The 18,987-nt window shown below is 64.5% G+C and carries 18 protein-coding genes and 1 pseudogene; 9 read left to right on the forward strand and 10 right to left on the reverse strand.

What is annotated here, in order from left to right; genetic code table 11:
* Positions 1-46: 46 nt before the first annotated feature.
* Entirely contained in the window at positions 47-580 is a 534-nt protein-coding gene (locus HZR14_RS06905) for an FxLYD domain-containing protein (protein ID WP_181692134.1), read from the reverse strand.
* Between the two features lie 239 nt (positions 581-819).
* Positions 820-1,206, reverse strand: a complete 387-nt coding sequence (locus HZR14_RS06910; protein WP_181692135.1) for a hypothetical protein — start codon at positions 1,204-1,206, stop codon at positions 820-822.
* 132 nt (positions 1,207-1,338) lie between these two features.
* Between HZR14_RS06910 and HZR14_RS06915 the strand changes: the two genes are divergently transcribed.
* A complete protein-coding gene (locus tag HZR14_RS06915) occupies positions 1,339-2,298 on the forward strand; it encodes a S24/S26 family peptidase (RefSeq protein ID WP_181692136.1) in 960 nt (319 codons plus the stop codon).
* On the opposite strand, the gene phaC is transcribed toward HZR14_RS06915, so the two are convergent.
* The 4 genes from phaC to HZR14_RS06935 form a co-directional block, all read right to left on the reverse strand.
* A complete protein-coding gene (gene phaC / locus HZR14_RS06920) occupies positions 2,249-3,721 on the reverse strand; it encodes a class III poly(R)-hydroxyalkanoic acid synthase subunit PhaC (RefSeq protein ID WP_181692137.1) in 1,473 nt (490 codons plus the stop codon). The genes HZR14_RS06915 and phaC overlap by 50 nt on opposite strands.
* Complete coding sequence (locus HZR14_RS06925; protein ID WP_181692138.1) at positions 3,718-4,263, reverse strand: poly(R)-hydroxyalkanoic acid synthase subunit PhaE; 546 nt, start codon at positions 4,261-4,263, stop codon at positions 3,718-3,720. The genes phaC and HZR14_RS06925 overlap by 4 nt, the downstream gene beginning before the upstream one ends.
* A 69-nt stretch (positions 4,264-4,332) precedes the next feature.
* On the reverse strand, positions 4,333-4,971 hold the full coding sequence (locus HZR14_RS06930; protein WP_181692139.1) for a hypothetical protein: 639 nt from the start codon (positions 4,969-4,971) through the stop codon (positions 4,333-4,335).
* Positions 4,964-5,326: an AbrB/MazE/SpoVT family DNA-binding domain-containing protein gene (locus tag HZR14_RS06935; protein ID WP_181692140.1), complete on the reverse strand. Its 363-nt coding sequence runs from the start codon at positions 5,324-5,326 to the stop codon at positions 4,964-4,966. Before HZR14_RS06935 ends, HZR14_RS06930 begins: the two co-directional genes overlap by 8 nt.
* A 134-nt stretch (positions 5,327-5,460) precedes the next feature.
* On the opposite strand from HZR14_RS06935, the gene HZR14_RS06940 reads away from it, so the two are divergent.
* The gene (locus HZR14_RS06940; RefSeq protein ID WP_181692141.1) at positions 5,461-6,096 is read left to right on the forward strand and encodes a MaoC family dehydratase; all 636 of its coding nucleotides are present in this window, start codon (positions 5,461-5,463) and stop codon (positions 6,094-6,096) included.
* 243 nt (positions 6,097-6,339) lie between these two features.
* Here HZR14_RS06940 and HZR14_RS06945 read toward each other — a convergent pair whose 3' ends face one another.
* Positions 6,340-6,681, reverse strand: coding sequence for a hypothetical protein (locus tag HZR14_RS06945; RefSeq protein WP_181692142.1), 342 nt, complete (start codon positions 6,679-6,681; stop codon positions 6,340-6,342).
* Between the two features lie 391 nt (positions 6,682-7,072).
* Here HZR14_RS06945 and HZR14_RS14370 point away from each other — a divergent pair, with 391 nt between their 5' ends.
* Entirely contained in the window at positions 7,073-7,201 is a 129-nt protein-coding gene (locus tag HZR14_RS14370; RefSeq protein ID WP_255479189.1) for a hypothetical protein, read from the forward strand.
* A 1-nt stretch (position 7,202) separates the two neighbouring features.
* Here HZR14_RS14370 and cgi121 read toward each other — a convergent pair whose 3' ends face one another.
* Positions 7,203-7,709: a KEOPS complex subunit Cgi121 gene (cgi121, locus tag HZR14_RS06950; protein ID WP_181692143.1), complete on the reverse strand. Its 507-nt coding sequence runs from the start codon at positions 7,707-7,709 to the stop codon at positions 7,203-7,205.
* Positions 7,710-7,725: 16 nt separating this feature from the next.
* Positions 7,726-10,023: an ATP-dependent DNA helicase gene (locus HZR14_RS06955; RefSeq protein ID WP_181692144.1), complete on the reverse strand. Its 2,298-nt coding sequence runs from the start codon at positions 10,021-10,023 to the stop codon at positions 7,726-7,728.
* A gap of 350 nt (positions 10,024-10,373) precedes the next feature.
* Between HZR14_RS06955 and HZR14_RS06960 the strand changes: the two genes are divergently transcribed.
* Positions 10,374-10,616 (forward strand): ferredoxin, encoded by a 243-nt coding sequence (locus HZR14_RS06960; RefSeq protein WP_181692145.1) that lies wholly within the window; start codon positions 10,374-10,376, stop codon positions 10,614-10,616.
* 37 nt (positions 10,617-10,653) lie between these two features.
* Here the strand turns inward: HZR14_RS06960 and mdh are convergent, their stop codons facing one another.
* Complete coding sequence (mdh, locus tag HZR14_RS06965) at positions 10,654-11,565, reverse strand: malate dehydrogenase (RefSeq protein ID WP_181692146.1); 912 nt, start codon at positions 11,563-11,565, stop codon at positions 10,654-10,656.
* Positions 11,566-11,840: 275 nt separating this feature from the next.
* Between mdh and uvrA the strand changes: the two genes are divergently transcribed.
* From uvrA to HZR14_RS14180, 5 genes and pseudogenes are all read left to right on the forward strand, one after another.
* Positions 11,841-14,834, forward strand: a complete 2,994-nt coding sequence (uvrA, locus tag HZR14_RS06970) for an excinuclease ABC subunit UvrA (RefSeq protein ID WP_181692147.1) — start codon at positions 11,841-11,843, stop codon at positions 14,832-14,834.
* 203 nt (positions 14,835-15,037) lie between these two features.
* On the forward strand, positions 15,038-16,885 hold the full coding sequence (locus HZR14_RS06975) for a DNA-directed DNA polymerase II small subunit (RefSeq protein ID WP_181692148.1): 1,848 nt from the start codon (positions 15,038-15,040) through the stop codon (positions 16,883-16,885).
* A gap of 251 nt (positions 16,886-17,136) precedes the next feature.
* Positions 17,137-17,304 carry a DUF7556 family protein gene (locus HZR14_RS06980; protein WP_181692149.1) on the forward strand — a complete coding sequence of 56 codons (168 nt, stop codon included), beginning with the start codon at positions 17,137-17,139 and terminating at the stop codon, positions 17,302-17,304.
* A 252-nt stretch (positions 17,305-17,556) separates the two neighbouring features.
* Positions 17,557-17,979: a PPC domain-containing DNA-binding protein gene (locus tag HZR14_RS06985; protein ID WP_181692150.1), complete on the forward strand. Its 423-nt coding sequence runs from the start codon at positions 17,557-17,559 to the stop codon at positions 17,977-17,979.
* Positions 17,980-18,987 (forward strand): annotated as a pseudogene (locus tag HZR14_RS14180) (DNA polymerase II large subunit); the annotation flags it as partial.

Below are 18,987 nucleotides of genomic sequence, written 5' to 3' on the forward strand. Positions count from 1 at the left end.
GGAGGCCACCGGGGACGACACACCGGACGCGGAGCCGGGTCGGCCCCTACGGATCGACGCTCACGTCGACCTCGGACGCCGCAAACGCCGATAGCGCCTCGTCGGGGCCGAACCGGACGAAGAACTGCTGTCGCGTGCCGGGACGGACGGCCCGGAGGCGAACCGTCTCGTCGGCCAGCGTGTCGCCGTCGGCGTCATAGAGCGTTACGGACACCGAGACGGCCTCCGCCGGCCCGTCACCGACGTTTCGGACCGTTCCCGTGAGGACGACGGTCGCGCTGTCGGTCCCGGCGTCGTGCAGCGTCGCCTCCGCGTCGTGGTCGATTTCGGGCGAATCGAAGACCCCGAAGCCGACGAGAAAGCCCGCGGTGCCGACCGAACAGAGGACGAAAAAGGCGAGCAGGACCGCCGGACCGGCGGCCGGCAGCCGTGCCCGAAGCGGGGCGATCGACAGCGCGAGCGCTCCGGCGACGAGGAACGCGATCCCGCCCCACGCCGAGTATGCGAGGACGAACCCCGAAACGACGACGGCGACGGCACCGAGCGCCATCGCCAGCGCGTCGGTGTTCGTGATCGCCATAGAGGTATCCCCCGCCGGCGGAACAAAAAACGATCGTCCCAGTTGTGACTGGAATGGGGTCGTCGAGGGCTGGGCGGAGCGGGGCTGGGCTGGGCGGTGTGGGGCTGGGCTGGGCGGTGTGGGGCTGGGCTGGGCGGTGTGGGGCTGGGCTGGGCGGTGTGGGGCTGGGCTGGGCGGAGCGGATACGGGACCCGAACGTCGGCCCACACCACGACGTCGATACCGAACCCCATCCCGCGTCACACCACGACAAACGCCGCGGCACCGGCCGCAAAGAGCACCGCGGTGGCCGCCGCCGTCGGACGGGCCCCGATCGATCGCCCGAGGCGGGACTCTATCAGACCCTGTACCGGCGGGAGGACGAAGACCCCCGCGAGGAAAAAAAACGGCCCCGCGCCGGCGGTCAGCGTCGCCAATCCGGCAACGATGCCGAGATAGCCGAGGGCGTACTGCGCTCGGGACCGGAGTGGGCCTCCTTCAACGGCCCCGCTGCCGGCCGCTCGCGCTCTCCCCTCGATGTAGTCTTCGAGCCGTCTGGCGGCCTCGTCGGTCTGCGGGGTGGCACACGTCGGACAGAAGTTACAGGACCCATCGAGGTCCCGGCCGCAGTTTCGACACGACGGCATTGGTGATCGTCCCCGGATAGCGGCCGGGTGTACGTCAAACCGCGGTCGGACTCAGCGTTCGATACCCCCGTACCCCGGATGTTCGGCGGGAACCCAGAACGTTCACGTTTGTCGCCCCGCTACGGAGGGGCAATGACCGACAGGACGGACGACCGTCGTCACAACGGCTCGTCCGATACGTCGCCCGAGACCCTGTCAGACGCATCGTCCGAAGGTCCCTCGGAGGCGTCGTCTCAGACCCCTCACGGTACGTCATCCGGGGGGAGATCCACCGAACACACCGGGGACGGCGACGAATCGCCGGAGGGGGTGGTCGGCTGGCTCCGGTGGTTCTGGACCGGCGAGGCGGGGTCGTTGGTCTATCTCCGCGACGTCCTGACGAGTGTCCTGATCGTCGTCGCCATCGGGATACTCCTGTTCGCCATCAGCGGCGTTTGGCCGCCGATGGTGGCCGTCGAGTCCGGGAGTATGGAGCCCAACATGGAGCGTGGGGATCTGGTATTCATCGTGGACAACGGGCGGTTCGTCCCCGACGGGGCAGTCGAGTCCACGGGGGGATCGACGGGCGTCGTCCCGGCCAGCGTCGCCGAGGAGCGCGGCCGAACCACGTTTGGCCGCCACGGTGACGTCATCGTTTTTCGACCCAACGGTAACGCCGGACAGACCCCGATCATCCACCGGGCGATGCTGTGGGTCGAAGGGGGCGAAAACTGGTACGATCGGGCCGACCCCGACGCGGTCGGCGGGGCGGACAACTGCGAGACGTTGGAGCACTGTCCGGCACCACACGCCGGCTTCATCACGAAAGGCGACAACGAACTGACGAACGCGAACTACGATCAGGCCTCCCGGCTGTCAGCGCCGGTCCGCCCGGCATGGATTGTCGGCACCGCAGAGCTCCGGGTTCCGTATCTCGGACACGTCCGGCTTCTGTTTTCGGGCGCGACGGTGATGCCGACCGATACTGCGGTGGGTTCGGAACCCGGACAACAACGGACGGGTACGTCGGTGGACGGGGCGAGTGAAAGGGCCGTTCGGGACGCTACGCCGTCCGCGAGCGTATCTGGTCGAGCCAGTCTTCAGCCTGCGTGAGACCGACGTCTGCGACCTCGGCGATCGTCTCCGCGTCGGCGTCGAGCAAGGCATCGACGCTTCCGAGGTCCGCATCCCGAAGCCGTTCGGCGTACGTCGGGCCGACACCGTCGATCACCGCCTCGACGTCTGTCTCGGCGTCCGCGTCGGCCTCGGCGTCGACATCCGCCTCAGCGTCAGCGTCGGCATCAGCATCGACGTCCGCTTCGGCGTCGGCGTCCGCTTCGGCGTCCGCTTCGACATCGTCCGCGTCGGTATCGGATCCACGCTCGTCGATCTCGATCTCGACGGCCGCCTCGGAGGGCTCCGCGGAATCCTCGTCGGTCGGCTCGTCGGATGATTTCTCGAAGTACCACTCGGCCACCTCGGGCCAGACGTCGCTGTGGCTCGAACCCGAGACCGCAAGCCCGATGTGACCGGTCGGATACTCGATGGTCTCGACGTCGTCGCTGCCAACGACGTCGTTGAACGGCTTGCTCGTCTCCGGCGGGATGAGGTGGTCGTACTCGCCGATGATCTGCAAGATCGGGACATCGATCGACGTGACGTCGACGTGTTCGCCGCCGACGTACATTTCGTTGTTGTAGAGTTTGTTGTCCTGGTAGATGTCCTCCAGGAACTGGATGTACGTCTCGCCGGCGAGGTCGATTCCCTCGTCGAGCCACCGTTCCATCCGGGCGAAGTTCTCGACGAACTCGTCGTTGTCGAGGTTCTCGAAGAGACGGATGTACTTCGAGACGTAGTTTGCGACCGGATCCATGAGCGCGAAGCCGACATCGAGCATGTCCGCCGGGACGTTGCCGAACACGTCGACGACGTCCTGTGGATCGTAGTACTCCTCGTCGCCCCACAACTCGAGTACGCCGCCGGTTCCCTCGAAACACAGCCCCGCAGCCATGAGGCCGAGCGCGTTGACTTTCTCCTGGTGGAGGGCGGTATAAATCGACGTCATCGTCCCGCCCATGCAGTACCCGAGGATGTTGGTCTTCTCGGCTCCGGAGCGTTCGCGGACGACATCGACGCAGTTGTCGATGTATCGGTTGACGTAGTCGTCCAGTGTGAGGTGTTGATCCAGCCGCGAGGGTTCGTTCCAGTCGATGAGATAGACGTCGTGGCCCGCCTCGAGCAGGCGGCGGACGACGCTCCGATCCGGCTGGAGGTCGAGAATGAACGGCTTGTTGATCAACGCGTAGACGACGAGGATCGGCGTCCCGTGGGGGTCTTCGACCTCCGGTTCGTAGTGGAGAAGTTCGAGTTTGTTCTCCTCGTAAACGACCTCGCTCGGGGTCTGTCCGACCTCGACGCTCTCGATCCGTTCGGCCTGTTCGTCGGCTATCGACGCGCTCTCGACCGATTCGACGGTCGTATCGAGCAGTTCGCGCTGGACGTTTAGCGCGATCGAGAACGGATTGTTGGCGCTCATTCGAGTTCCTCGAGGATTCGATCGAGTTTCTTTTCGACGTTGTGTTGGCGTCGCTCCAGTTCGATGAGCCGTTCGCCGACTTCGTCTATGTCCGACTGGGTCGGCATACCGAACTGTTCGAGGGTGTCCTCGCCCATCGCGTCGACCTCCTCGCGCATGTCCATCATCGCGTTGACGAGTTGGCCGTTTGCGGCCGCGAAGGCCGACGTACCCATGACCTCTTTGAACGCCTCGTTGGCGCTCTGGAGCCAGATGTCGCGGAACTCGGCGATCTCGACGTCCTCGCCCTCGGCGGCCGCGGTGGTCCGTCCGAACATCTCCTCGGCGGCGTCCATCCATACCTCGTAGGCGTCGTTGTACCCCTCGACGCCGTTCTGTACGTCCTGTTCGGCCGGCATCGAATCCTCCATGGCGTCGGCCCACGACTCCATGAACGCCGCGCTGGCCTCCATGTTCTGCTCCATCGACTGGGCGACTGCGTTGTTCATGTTTTCGACTAGTTCGTTCCACTCGGCTTGCATCTGTTTGTTAGTATCACTCATTGTGTGTATGTCCGCGGTTCGACCACAAAAGTCCGGTGCATTGCGTTCGTCATCTCGATCGGTCCTCCATCACTCGTCCGTGCCGTCGGGTCGTGTCGACTCGAAGCGATCGAGCGTCTCCTCGAGTCGGGTCCTGAACTGTTCGAGTTGGGTCTCGAACTGCTCGGAAAACGCCTCGGTCTGTGCTTCGAGGTCGGAAAAGTCGGCATCGCCGGCCTCCAGTTGGGCCTGCAGTTCCTCGAAGTGTGTCTCGGCCTCCTCGAAGGCCTCGAGCGTCTGCGATTCGATCTCGCTGTGTGCGTCGAGGACCGCATCGAGCTGTTCGTTGAGCGCCTCGAGCGAGTCGGCGGTCAGCTCTTCGTATGCGTCGGCGCTGTCCGCCGCCTCCTCGCTGACAGATTCGAAAGCGTCTGCGTGGCTGGCTTCGAGGTCCTCGAACTGTTCGTCGACGGTCGAGCGGATCTCCTCGACCGCCTCGTCGGCACCCGGGATCGTCGACTCGACCGCGTCGAGGTAGCTGTGAAGCCCCTCTTTCGTCAGCTCGACGCCGCGTTGTTGGGTGTCTTCGGTCGCGTCGACGCCCTCGAGGAGCGCCTCGCTCATTCGCTGTTGGAGCTCGATGCCGTCCTCCATCGCCCGCCGACTCTGTTCGATGCTCGTTCGCTGGAGTTCGAAGGCGGCCTCGATCGGGTTCGGACGCTCACTCATCGTCCTCACCTCGGTTGCGTTTGACGGGCACGACGACCGTCTGGACGATGTCACCCTCGCCGATATCGAGCGCCTCGCGTTCAGCGTCCGGAATCGAGATCCGGCCGCCGCTCTGGATCCGGGTTTTGAACGTCGCCATCTGCGTCATCGTCCCGAGCTGCTCGGAGATGTCGCCGAGGTCCGGTGCCCCGGTCCCAGCCCCCGCTCCCGCTCCCGTTCCCGTTCCAGCCCCCAAAAAGAGGTTCTGGAGGGCTTCCTGCTGTTTTCGCGTGGCCTGCTCGGACGTTTCCTGTATCGCTTTTATCACGTTCGGTGGCCACATCGCGCCGTTTTGGCTTTCGCTTCCATCGGTCATTATGTACTATACGTGTTCTCAGCGGGATAAAGCTTCCGGTGGATGGCTTTGAAAACCATTCAAAACCATTGAATGTAATTCATCTCCTGGTAGAGCACCAGATTTTAGTAGTGCAGGCCCGTATGTCTTAAAACATGGGCAACAACTCGTATCCGACGCCGTTCAACGCGTGGGCTGAGACGTCCTCACACGTACTTAATACGTTTCTCGAGGCCAATCGTGCGGCCAACAAGGCTGCCTTCTCCGCGTTCGGTTCCAACTCGATCCGAAACGGGGACAGCGAACCCGCTGGCGCCGATCGATCGGAAGAACAGCTGCTCGAACCGGGCGAGGATCTGGTCGAGTGGGAGACGGAGCGGCTGATCGAGGGAGAGCTCTCGGTGGGCGATTCTGTTCGGTTCACGAAGACGATCGCACAGGACGACATCAGGCGGTTCGCGGCCGCCTCGGGCGACACGAACCCGATCCACCTCGACGACGAGTTCGCCGAGGGAACCCGATTCAACGGGCGCATCGCACACGGTATTTTGGTTTCGGGGCTGATAAGCGCCGCACTGGCCCGCCTGCCGGGAAGCGTCGTCTATCTCTCACAGGACCTCGAGTTCCGTGCCCCGGTCCGAATCGGGGATGAGGTCACCGCCACGGTCGAGATCGTCGAGGACCTCGGCGGCGACCAATACCGGATCCAGACGACCGTGATGAAAGACGAGGACGCGGTCATCGAGGGCGAGGCCGTCGTCCTCATCGACGAACCGCCGGCGGACGAGTGATGTCGTCCGCTGTCTCCGCGTAGCTATATTCTGGGGCGGGGGCTTCAGAGGATACAGCCGAAGGTCTCGTGTGTGTCCCGTTCTACTCGACGTTCGTCCCGTGCTGAAACGCGAGGCTCTCTCCTCTACGTCCGGGTAAGCCGATGGCCGCCACGGGAGCGGGATCCGGATCCGATATCAGCGACGAAAGCGAGTACTGGACGAGTCGGCGAAAGGGTCAGGTCCCGACGATGACGGTCCGTATCAGCCCAGTACGGAGCCGAGGTCGTCGTCGTCCTTCAGCGTCTCCCGAAGCCGAGAACCCTCGATCTCGAGTGCGTACTGTGGACGGCCCTTTCCGACCGGCGATCGGTCCTCGGGACGCCGTTCGTCGACCAGGTCCGTATCGGCCAGCGCGTTGAGCGCCCGGATCACGTCGGCATCCGAGAGGCTTCTGACCGGCTGTCCCTCCGCGTCCTCCAGACGTTGCTTCGCTTCGGACTTGATTTCGGCTGCGTGAGCCGGTGTGCGGTCCGAATCGGCCATATCAACCAGACAGCAGAGGGCGATTCGCTGTGTGAACGTCATCGAGTCGAGATCATACATATCGTGATAGATGCCGGCAGAGGAAATAAATCCTGTCCAAGCCGGAACGTATATTTCGACCGGAAAGGGTGGCGGGAGAAGGGAGCAAACGTGCGTCAGTACGGAAGGAAGGCCGAAGGAGACGACGCGAAAATCAAAAATGAAGAACGAAGAATGGAGAATAAAAATGAAAATCGAACGTTGAACCCGGGAAACGGCGCGAAAACGGATCGTCGGACGGCACGACATGATGACGGATCGTCGGACGGTACGACACGAAAGGCGGAGCCGACGCCGATAACGGGCGAGAAAGCCGACGCCGATAGCAGGCGAGAAAGCCCGATCCAGGCGGACGTTGCGGCGGGGCGGCCCCCACGAAAGAGCTATGTGATGGCGTCGCGCATGGAGGCGTATGTCAGGACGAGCCGGATCGGACTGTCCGGAGTGTGGCGGTCGACTACGATCGAACGACGGTGGGATGAACTACCAGTGTCGGAACTGCTCCCGCGAGTTCGATTCCGCCGACGTCTTTTTGTTGTGACCTATCGCTCGACCACGAGGAGCGCCACCCGCTCCGCGACGAGCGCCTCGAGCCCCGCATCGGTCGCGCCGAGTTCGGCCGCGCCGATGTCGTAAAACGTCCGAACCCGGTCCGTATCGTAGTTACCGAGCGTCTCGGCCGGGGAGAGGAGAGCCTGGATGGCCTCGGTGGCGGCCGGTTCGTCCCCAGGGCCGTCGACGAGGACGACGGCCGGGGTCTCGCCCGCCGAAACGCCCATCTCGAAAGCCCGGTCGATCTGTCGTCGGCCGGCCGCATACAGCGCGATCTCGACACCTCGGTCGCGAGCGATCGCCTGTCCGCGCGCGCGAGCCCTGTCGGCGAACTCGACGGCGCGTTCGAGATGGCGACGGGAGAGGACGTAGCGGGCGTCGAAGGCCTGCACTGTCACCCCGTGGGTCGCTGCGATCTCACCCGTTCGTTCGAGGAAGGCCTCGAGGCTTCCGAATCGGTCGCCACCGATATCGACGATTCCCTCGGCGACCCGCATCAGCGGACACCGCCCATCAAAAATCACCCAGGTTGGATTGGTCCTGGCCGTCGAGGGCCGCCTCGCCGCCGCTCCCTCCGCTTTCGGTGCTTTCGGTGCTTTCGCCGTCCGCTCCCGTATCGGGGACGGCCGTCGCGTCCGGAGTGACATCGTCCATATCCGGGTCCCGGTGGCCAGCGGCTTCGAGGACGTTCTCGGCGGTCTTGGCGCGCCCGCGGAGCGCGCCCAGAACGACCGCCTTGTCGGCCTCCCGGAGATCCGCCCGGGTCTCGACGCCGGCATCGTAGAGCCGCCGGGCCCGCTTGCGGCCGACGCCACGGACCCCCGCGAGATCGATCAACTCCTCGCCGACGCCGTGTTGGACCCGCTTGCGTGCGTTGCGTATCGCGCCCACGCTCTCGAGGCCGAGTTCGCCCGCCAGCGACTCGGCCGCCCCGAGCAGCCACTCGGCGGTGTCGACCTTGCCACGGATGTCGCCCGGGCCGACGCCGTAGCGTTCGGCGATCTCGTCCTCATCGAGTTCGCTCGCCCAGTCTTCGAGCATCCGGGCAGTCTTCATCGCCGAGAGCCAGTCCTCGAAGCGCTCCTCCTCGAACTCGCTGGGCATCGAGCCGAGAAACTCCGATTCGCGCTCGTAGGCCAACATCGTGTACTCCTCGCGGTCGCCCGAGCGGAGGTACAGTTCGTACATATCCGGGGTACGGGAAACGAGGTGATACAGCCCCAGTACGGTCGGTGTCGTCGCGTCCTCGAAGCCGTCGATGATCTCCGCGGCGCTCATCGGATCGAGATACAGCCGCGAGACGGTGTGTCCGAGGTTCGTCGCCTCGACCGTCTCCCCGCGATCGATGAAGTCGTTCGTCTCCAGGTAAGCGAGCGTCGCGTCCACGACCCGTTCGAGGTTGTCCTCGCCGCCGTCCGGGCCGTGTCGGTACTGGCTCGCGTACAGCGTCTGATCGAGGAACTCGAGGAGCGCCGCCCGCGAATCCGCGAAGCCGGAGGCGACCGTCGCGAGCAGGTGGGTCCGCATCGAGGGCTCCCGCGCGAGTTTCGATTCGACCGGTTCGGGGTCAGCCCAGACGTAGCGGTCGAGCAACTCGTCGAGTTCGTCGTGGCTCTTCGCGAGCAATAGCGCCTCCCCGTATGGATCCCGCCCCGGGCGGCCGGCCCGGCCCATCATCTGGTGGACCTCCAGTACGGAGAGCGGTTTCATCCCGCCGGCGTCCCCGGAGTAGCGACGCCAGTCCCGGACGACGACGCGTCTCGAGGGGGTATTCACGCCCGCGGCGAGCGTCGGCGTCGCGGCGACGACCTTTATCAGCCGATCCCGGAAGGCGTCCTCGATGATCGAGCGGTGGTCACTCGAACATCCCGCGTGGTGGAAGGCAGCACCCTTGTGTACACACGCCGCGAGGTCCTCGCTCGTCTCGGTATCGGAGACGCCGCGGATCTCCTCGGCGAGATCTGCCAGTTGCCGGCGCTCGTCGTCGTCCAGTCCGTCGCGGCTCGTATTCGCCAACCGCTTTGCCGCCCCCTCGGCGTTCCGCCGGGAATTGACGAACACGAGCGTCGAACCGTCCTCGGCGAGCGTATCGCGGACGATCGCCTCGGTCGGCTTCTCGTTCGACCCGACGCGGAGTTCGCGTTGGGAGCCATCGCCGAAGTGCAACGCTTGTCCGTACTGTACGCCCGTCTTGAGTTCGATCGGCCGCCACGAGGAATCGACTAACTCGGCGTCGAGCCACCCGGCCATCTCCCCGGCGTTGCCGACGGTCGCCGACAGCGCGACGACCTGGAGGTTCGGGTTGATTCGCCGGAGTTTCGCGATCGTCACCTCCAGGGTCGGCCCCCGGTTTGGGTCGTCGACGAGGTGTACCTCGTCGCTCACGACACAGTCGAGGTCGTCGACCCACGGCGCGCCGTTTCGCACGAGCGAGTCGACCTTCTCGCTGGTGGCGACGATAACGTCCTTCCCGGCGAGCCACTCGCCGGAATCCTCGTAGTTGCCGGTGGCGACGCCGACCGAGACGTCGTACGCCTCGAAGGCAGCGAACTCCTCGCGCTTTTCGCTCGCGAGCGCCCGTAGCGGAACGATATACAGCGCCTTCCCACCCCGATCGACCGCCGACAGCATCGCGAGTTGCGCGATGAGGGTCTTACCGCTTGCGGTCGGGATCGACGCGACTATGCTGTCCCCGTCGGCGACCCCCGCCTCGACGGCGGCGGCCTGCGGCGGATACAGCGACTCGATGCCCTCCTCCCGGAGGTGCTCTGTGACCCACAGCGGCACCCCGGAAACGTCGGCGACGTCCATTGGGTTCCGATTGTGCGTCACCGAATGTAAAGTGTCGTATCGCCGCTGAACGTCGGACGTCGAACGGATCGTGGCCGTCGTCCGGGAGCCGTCGTCCGGGAGCCGTCGTCCGGGAGCCGTCGTCCGGCGATGTGTGCCCACAAGTCGGATCGGCACCCGGCGGTGTCCACGGGTCGGGACGCTATCCGACGGCGTGCGTCCACGAGTCGGGTTGTCGTCCGACGACGTGCGTCCACGAGTCGGGTTGTCGTCCGACGACGTGCGTCCACGAGTCGGGTTGTCGTCCGATGGCGTGCGTCCACGAGTCGGGACGCCGTCACGCCTTTGTTCCCATCGGCCGAACCGATGGTATGAAGGTCAGATTCGACCGTGAGACCTGTATCGGGATGTTCCAGTGCGTCGCGGAGTGGGACGCATTCGAGAAAGACGAGGACGAGGGGAAAGCCGACCTCGACAGCGCCGATGAGATCGAACCGGATATCTTCGAGCGCGAGGTCCCCGATGACGCCGAACTCGACGCCAAGTTCGCCGCGCGGGTCTGCCCCGTCGACGCCATCGAGGTCTACGACGACGACGGCGAGCAGATCGTATAGGGCACCAGTTGCGACCGTGATATGAATACCGCGGCGATCAGGTGATCTTGTCGTACTGCTCCTGGAGTTTCTCGGCCGCCTCGTCCATCAGTTCGGCCTCGTACGCCTCGAGGTCCCACTCGACGACTTCCTCGACGCCGTTCGATCCGAGTTTGACCGGGACGCCGAACGCGGTGTCCTCGTAGCCGTACTCGCCGTCGAGGACGATCGAACCCGGTAGCACCTCGCCGGTGTCGTTGATTATGGCCTCGACCATGTGTGCGACGCCCGTCGCCGGACCCCACTGGGTCGCGCCCTTGCGTTCGATGACATCCATCGCGGACTCCTGGAGGTCGCCGAGGATCTCCTCGCGCTCGCCCTCGAAGTCGGGATCGGTACCGTCGACGCGGACCTTCGAGAAGACGGGAACCTGTGCGTCACCGTGCTCGCCGAGGATCGTCGCTTCGACGTTTTTCACCGGCACGTCGAAGCGCTCCGAGAGAACGTACCGGAAGCGCGCGGAGTCGAGGCGGCCACCGAAACCGACGACCGCGTGTCGGTCCCGATCGCCCGACTCGTAGAGGTGACGGTTCAGGAGGTCGACGGGGTTCGACGTCGTGACCGAGACGTACTCGTCGTTGTACTCGTCGATAGAGGAGCCGATGTCTTCCATGATCGGCGCGTTGTCGCCGGCGAGGTCGATCCGGGTCTGTCCCGGCTGGCGGGGGATCCCGGCGGTGATGACGACGACGTCCGAGCCGGCGGTGTCCTCGTATTCTCCCTGTACGACCGTCGTGTTGGAGTCGTAGGCGACACCGTGGTTCGTGTCGGCCGCCTGTCCGATAGTCGTCTCACGCTGGTCCGGGATGTCGACGAAGACGAGTTCGTCAGCGACGTCGCGTAGTGCGATGTTGTACCCCGCTGCGGCACCAACGGTGCCCGCGGCACCGATAATGCTAACTTTAGTCATGATCGTTCACAAACGAGCGTGGAAGCCGATTAACTCTTGTCTTTTTTCTCCGTGAGCCGTTCGCCTGTACACGCCCTACAGCGGCCGTCTACCCGAATTTTCAACGTTCCGTCGAAGTTGTCGACGTCAACTCACGTACCGTATCGGGCCATCCTCGCTACCCCGTAACCCCACCGGCGGACTGCCCCGTAACCCCACCGGCGGACTGCCCCGTGGCGTCCCCCGCTGTCGCCGCAACCGACAGGATTTCACGCCGCCGGACCCTTCTGTCGATAATGACTGACGACATCGTCGTCCGCGGTGCCGCCGAACACAACTTAAAGGACGTCGACGTGTCCATCCCGCGCGAGGAGTTTACCGTGGTTACGGGGCTCTCGGGGTCCGGCAAATCGTCGCTCGCGTTCCAGACGGTCTACGCCGAGGGTCAGCGCCGCTACATCGAGTCGCTCAGTGCCTACGCCCGCAACTTCCTCGGGCAGATGGACAAACCCCAAGTCGAGAACGTCGAGGGGCTGTCGCCGGCGATCTCCATCGATCAGAAGAACGCCGCCAACAATCCCCGATCGACGGTCGGAACGGTGACAGAGCTTCACGACTACCTCCGGCTGTTGTACGCCCGCGTCGGTACGCCACACTGTCCCGAGTGCGAGCGGGAGGTCGGCGAGCAGAGCGCCCAACGGATGGTCAGACGGCTACTCGAACTTCCGGAGGGGACACGGGCGAAGGTCTGTGCGCCCGTGATCCGCGATCAGAAAGGGGCCTTCGAGGACCGCTTCGACGGATTCGTGAGCGAGGGCTACACCAGAGTCGAGGTCGACGGCGAGGAGTACGACCTCTCGCTCGACCGTCCCGACCTCGACGAGAACTACGACCACACCGTCGACGTCGTCGTCGACCGGGTGAAGCTGGCCGACGACGCCCGCTCGCGGATCACCGACTCCGTCGAGACGGCCCTGGAGGAGGCGGACGGTGTCCTAAAAGTGATCGTTCCGGACCCGCCCGAGGGAGCCGATATCGGTTCCGAAAGCCGGCGTACAGGCGATCTAGCCGGAGACGCGGACGATCGCCTCGTCGTCGAGTTCTCCGAGGAGTTGGCCTGTACCCACTGTGGGATCGACCTCCCGGAGATCGAGACCCGTTCGTTCTCGTTTAATTCGCCACACGGTGCCTGTCCGGACTGCGACGGGATCGGCGAGACCAAAGAGGTCGACGAGAGCCTCGTCGTCACGGATCCCGACGAGCCCATCAAAGAGGTCTTCCAGCCCTGGAGCTACAGCCGGTCGTACTACCGGACGCGGCTCGACAGCGTCGCGGCGCACTTCGGCGTGAGTGTCGAGACGCCCTTTTCGGATCTTCCGGACGACGTCCGACGGCAGTTCCTCTACGGAACGGACGGGGAAGTCGTCTTCGAGCGACGGACGAAAAACGGCACCCGACGGAAAGAAAAGCGCTTCGAGGGGGTCATCCCGAACCTCGATCGTCGCTACGTCGAGACGGACTCGGAGAGCACGCGCGAACACATCGAGGACTACATGGCGACGACGACGTGTCCGTCCTGTGAGGGCACGCGGCTGAAGGCCGAATCGCGCGCCGTGCTGGTCGATGGGACCTCGATTACCGAGGTCAACCGGCTCTCGATCGGCGATGCGCTGGACCACTTCGAGGGCCTCGAAGCCGACCTCGGCGAGCGTGAGCGGACGATCGCCGAGGAGATCCTCAAAGAGATACGGGCACGGCTCGGGTTCATGCAGGAGGTCGGCCTGGAGTATCTGACGCTCGATCGGGAGGCATCGACGCTATCGGGCGGCGAGAGCCAGCGGATCCGACTCGCCACGCAGGTCGGGTCGGGGCTCGTCGGCGTCCTCTACGTTCTCGATGAGCCCTCGATCGGGCTCCACCAGCGCGACAACGACCGCCTGTTGGATACCCTCGAAGGCCTACGGGACCTCGGAAACACCCTCGTCGTCGTCGAACACGACGAGGAGACGATGTGGCGTGCGGACAACGTCATCGACATGGGACCCGGTCCCGGCAAACGCGGCGGCGAGGTCGTCGCCAACGGGAGCGTCGAGGACGTGATGGCCGCCGAGGAGTCCGTTACCGGCGAGTACCTCTCGGGCGAGCGGGCGATCCCGGTTCCCGAGGAGCGTCGCGAACCCGGCCCTTGGCGGGACTCCAAACGGACGAGTGGGGACGAACGACCCGTAAGCCGCGGCCCGGAAGGTTACCTGACGGTCCGGGGGGCCCGCCAGCACAACCTCAAAGATATCGACGTCTCGCTCCCGCTCGGCTGTTTTACCGCGATCACCGGCGTCTCCGGGTCGGGGAAGTCGACGCTACTCCACGAAATCATCTATAAGGGCCTCGTCAGGCGGATGAACGACACCGACGTGTTCCCGGGCGAGCACGACGACATCGAGGGGATCGATGGGATCGAGACAGTCCGGCTCATCGACCAGTCGCCGATCGGCCGGACGCCGCGGTCGAACCCCGCGACATATACGAACGTCTTCGATCACATCCGCGAGTTGTTCGCCGAGACGAAGCGCTCGAAACGGCGCGGCTACGAGCGTGGCCGGTTCTCGTTCAACGTCAAGGGCGGGCGGTGTGAGTCTTGCGGTGGCCAGGGGACCGTCAAGATCGACATGAACTTCCTCTCGGACGTGTACGTCCCCTGCGAGGAGTGTGGGGGCGATCGCTACAACGACGAGACCCTGGAGGTCACGTACAAAGGCGCGACGATCTCGGACGTGCTCGATATGGAGGTCGACGAGGCCTACGAGTTCTTCGAGGGCCACAGCGGGATCCGACGCCGCCTGGAGCTGTTGGCGGACGTCGGCCTGGGCTACATGCGACTGGGCCAGCCCTCGACGACGCTGTCTGGCGGGGAGGCACAGCGGGTCAAACTCGCCGAGGAACTCGGCAAACGCGACACCGGAGAGACGCTATATCTGCTCGATGAGCCGACGACGGGCCTCCACAGCGAGGACGAGCGTAAACTGATCGACGTGCTACATCGTCTCACCGACGACGGCAACACCGTCGTCGTCGTCGAGCACGAACTCGACCTCGTAAAGAACGCCGACCACATCGTCGACCTCGGTCCCGAGGGCGGGGAAGGTGGCGGCGAGCTCGTCGCCGAGGGGACACCGGAGTCGGTCGCGCGGGTCGAGGAATCCCACACCGGGCGGTACCTCCGTGACCATCTCCCAGCGGTCGATATCGAGGGCCCGCGGGCGAGCGAACAGCGGGCCGCGGGCGACGATTGAAGCCGATTCGATCGTAGACGACAATTGAAGCCGATTCGATCGTAGACGACGATTGAAGCCGATTCGATCGTAGACGACGATTGAAGCCGATTCGATCGTAGACAACGATTGAAGCCGATTCGATCGTAGACGATGATCGAGACGAACGGAGCCGTCGACGGCCGGTTCGCTACGTTTTTGCCCGACGGAACCGACGTGTGGCTGTGCCACTGGAGAAGCCGGCGCGCATCGCACGCGAACTCGCGAGCCACGGCTACGCCGCCGATAGGGAAGCGATCACGCTTCTGGCGGGGGCTGGGGACACTGCCGAAGCGCTCGCGCTCGCCGTCGAGGCGACACCTGAGGACGCGTTGAAACTCACCTCCGAGGACGTTCAGGCGGTCCTCGGTGACCGTCCGCAGGGGCGACGAGATCCGATAGCCGAGGACGCCACGCCGACCGGAGGGACGGACGAATCGGCCTCGGTCGGTCGGTCCCAGGGGGGGGCGGCTTCCCCCGACGAAGCGGGTGGCTCCGCCGGATCCGACCCCCCCGTTTCGGGTGGAACCGGAGACTCTAACACGGGAGGTGGTACCGTATCGTCTCCAGTGGAAACGGAGGGGTCGGGAGACGGCGTGGCGGGAGCAAATGACGGCGTGATGAGAGCGGACGACGGGGAGACGAAAGCAAACGACGAAAACGGAGCGACGGGAACGGACGACGGGGAGACGAAAGCAAACGACGAAAACGGAGCGACGGGAACGGACGACGGGACGGGAGCGGTCCGGAAGAGTACGGATCGAGCCATAGCGGACGGGGACGATCGGACGGGAAAGCCGGACAGCGGCCGAAACGCCGATCGGTCGCTTCGCTCCCTGGAGATCGGCAACGACATGACCGGCTACTCGACGGGAACCGGCGAGTACGACGATTTCGTAGCGACGTTTCGGGACCGCTACGAACGCCTCGCCGGGAAACTCAAAGGGCGAGTCAATCACCGCAACGCGACGGCGATCCAGGCCGGTCCCGGCGGCGGCGACGCCGGCATGGTCGGGATGGTGTCGGACATCCGCTCGACGGCCTCGGGCCACTGGCTCGTCGAGTTGGAGGACACGACGGGCGTTTTTCCGTGTCTGGTGATGAAAGACAAGGCGATCGCCGGGTTAGTCGAGGAGTTGCTGTACGACGAGGTGATCGCCGTCGAGGGGACGGTGTCGGGCGACGGCGAAATTCTGTTCGTCGACGACCTGTATTTCCCCGACGTTCCGCGGACCTACGAGCCCTCGACGGCCGACAGACACGTCAAGGCCGCCCTCATAAGCGACGTCCACGTCGGCAGCCAGGAGTTCATGGCCGATGCCTGGAGCCGGTTCACCTCCTGGCTCCACACCGAGGAGGCCGAACGGATCGAGTACCTGCTCATCGCGGGCGATATGGTCGAAGGCGTCGGCGTCTACCCCGACCAAGACGAGGAACTGGATATCATCGATATCTTCGACCAGTATCGACGCTTTTCGGAGTATCTCAAGGAGGTGCCGGGCGATCTAGAGATCGTGATGATCCCCGGCAACCACGATGCGGTCCGCCTCGCCGAGCCACAGCCGGGGTTCGACGAGGAACTCCGGTCTATCATGACCGCCCACGACGCCCGGATCGTCTCGAATCCGGCGGTCGTCACGATCGAAGGCGTTTCGGTGTTGATGTACCACGGCGTCTCCCTGGACGAGGTCATCGCCGAACTCCCCGAGGAGAAAGCCAACTACGACGAGCCACACCGGGCGATGTACCAACTACTTAAAAAACGTCACGTCGCCCCGCAGTTCGGCGCTCACACCCGGGTTGCCCCCGAGGACAAAGACTACCTCGTCATGGACGATGTGCCCGATATTTTTCACACCGGTCACGTTCACAAGCTCGGCTGGGGTAAATACCGGAACGTGATGGCGGTCAACTCCGGTTGCTGGCAGGCTCAGACGGATTTCCAGCGGAGCGTGAACATCGATCCCGACGCCGGCTTCGCTCCGGTCATCGACCTCGATACGCTCGAGATGACCGTTCATAAGTTCTCGTAGCCACCTCCGGACGTGGACCGTGGTCCCCGCTTCCTGACGGAATGCTGTGGACGTTCTGCGTGCCAACGCGGTACCACGGGACGTTCTGCGTCCCAATATAGTACTACAAGACGTTCTGCGTCCGTTGACTCGTCGGTCCATTTGAGAGCATTTAATTACTCGACAGACCGCGACGATCCGACCGCCACCGTCAGGTATGAGACGTAGTGACATCGTCACCGTTATATACTCTCTGTGAACTATTAGCATATATGTCGCAGAACCAGGCGGCTCCGATGCCGGCTTCCGACTGTGATGTCATGGCCGCGGTGGACCGAGACGATTCGGGCGAGCAGCTCGTGATCGCGGAGCTTTGTCGGGAGGAGGCCTATCTCACGATGTCGACGGAGACGACAGTCACCGTCGACGAGTGGCGATAGCCGCCCTCGGTAGGGGGGTGGGTAGTGGGTGTGACGACGTATCAGACGTGCCGTGATGTTCCGAACGTGCCGTGACGTTCCGAACGTGTCGTGACGTTCCGAACGTGCTGTGACGTTCCGAACGTGCTGTGACGTTCCGAACGTGCTGTGACGTTCCGAACGTATCGTGACGGTCGTGGGAGGCGATACGGACGGCTGGTCGTGGGAGGCGATGCGGACAGCTTTTTGTCGTCCGGGGGCGTTGGAGACGGTATGGATTATCGACGCGTCGAAGGTGACCGCGAGTACGTCGCTCGGCTCGAACACGGTGGGGACTGGCGGGGACAGATCGAAGCGTTCGCCGAGGAGGAGGGGATCGACGCCGCGTTCTTTTTCGGACTGGGCGCGGTCCAGGACGCGACGGTTCACTTCTACGGCCAGGACGAGCAGGAGTATTACCCCGTCGAGTTCGACGAACCGCTCGAAGTGACGACGGCGCTCGGCAACGTCTCGCATCTCGACGGGGATCGGTTCGCCCACACACACGCGACGTTTTCGAGGCCCGACGGTACGATGGTCGGCGGACATCTCGATTCGGGAACGGTCTTTGCGGGCGAGGTGTACGTCCGCGAGCTCGACACACGGCTCGAACGGGAGCACGACGAAGTTACCGATCTGGATCTGTGGCCACTGTAGATGCGACCGGACGACGAACGGTACTTCGAACGGCTGGAAGAGGGCCTCGACGACGCGCTTTCTGTCGCACGTGAGGCGCGACGCCGCGGCGGTGATCCGACCGAGGACGTCGAGATCCCGATCGCGAAGGACATGGCCGACCGCGTCGAGAACATCCTCGGAATCGACGGGGTCGCAGCGCGTGTCCGCGAGATGGAGGACGACCCCGAACTCTCCCGCGAGGAGGCGGCGCTGGAGCTCGCGGCGGATTTCGCCGAGGGCTCCGTCGGCGACTACGAGACCCGCGCCGGGAAGATCGAAGGGGCGGTCCGGACCGCCGTCGCGCTGTTGACAGAAGGGGTCGTCGCCGCCCCGATCGAGGGGATCGACCGCGTCGAACTCCTCGAAAACGACGACGGGAGCGAGTTCGTCAACATCTACTACGCCGGGCCGATTCGGTCGGCGGGCGGGACCGCACAGGCGCTGTCGGTACTCGTCGCCGACTACGCCCGGACGCTCCTGGGGGCCGAGCAGTACAGCGCCCGGAGCGACGAGGTCGAACGCTACGCCGAGGAGCTGTCGCTGTACGACAGCGAAACGGGGCTGCAGTACGCCCCCAAGGACAAGGAGGCGAAGTTCATCGCAAAACACATGCCCGTTATGCTCGACGGCGAGGCAACGGGCGATGAGGAGGTCTCCGGGTTTCGGGATCTCGAACGGGTCGACACGAACAACGCCCGTGGCGGGATGTGTCTCGTGTTGGGCGAGGGGATCGCCCAGAAGGCTCCGAAGATCCAGCGGTACACGTCACAGCTGGACGAGGTAGACTGGCCGTGGCTTCAGGATCTCATCGATGGAAACTACGGCGGGGGCGCAGGTACAGGAGACGGAGAGAAAGCGGCGGACAGTGGCGACGGGACGGCGGAAGACGAGGAGGCGAGGACGAACACCGGCGACGGGACGGCGGGGGGCGATGAGGCGAGGACGAACACCGGCGACGGGACGGCGGGGGGCGATGAGGCGAGGACG

Origin of the sequence: Natronomonas salinimetallica (assembly GCF_013839515.1) — an archaeon.
Lineage (GTDB): Archaea > Halobacteriota > Halobacteria > Halobacteriales > Haloarculaceae > Natronomonas.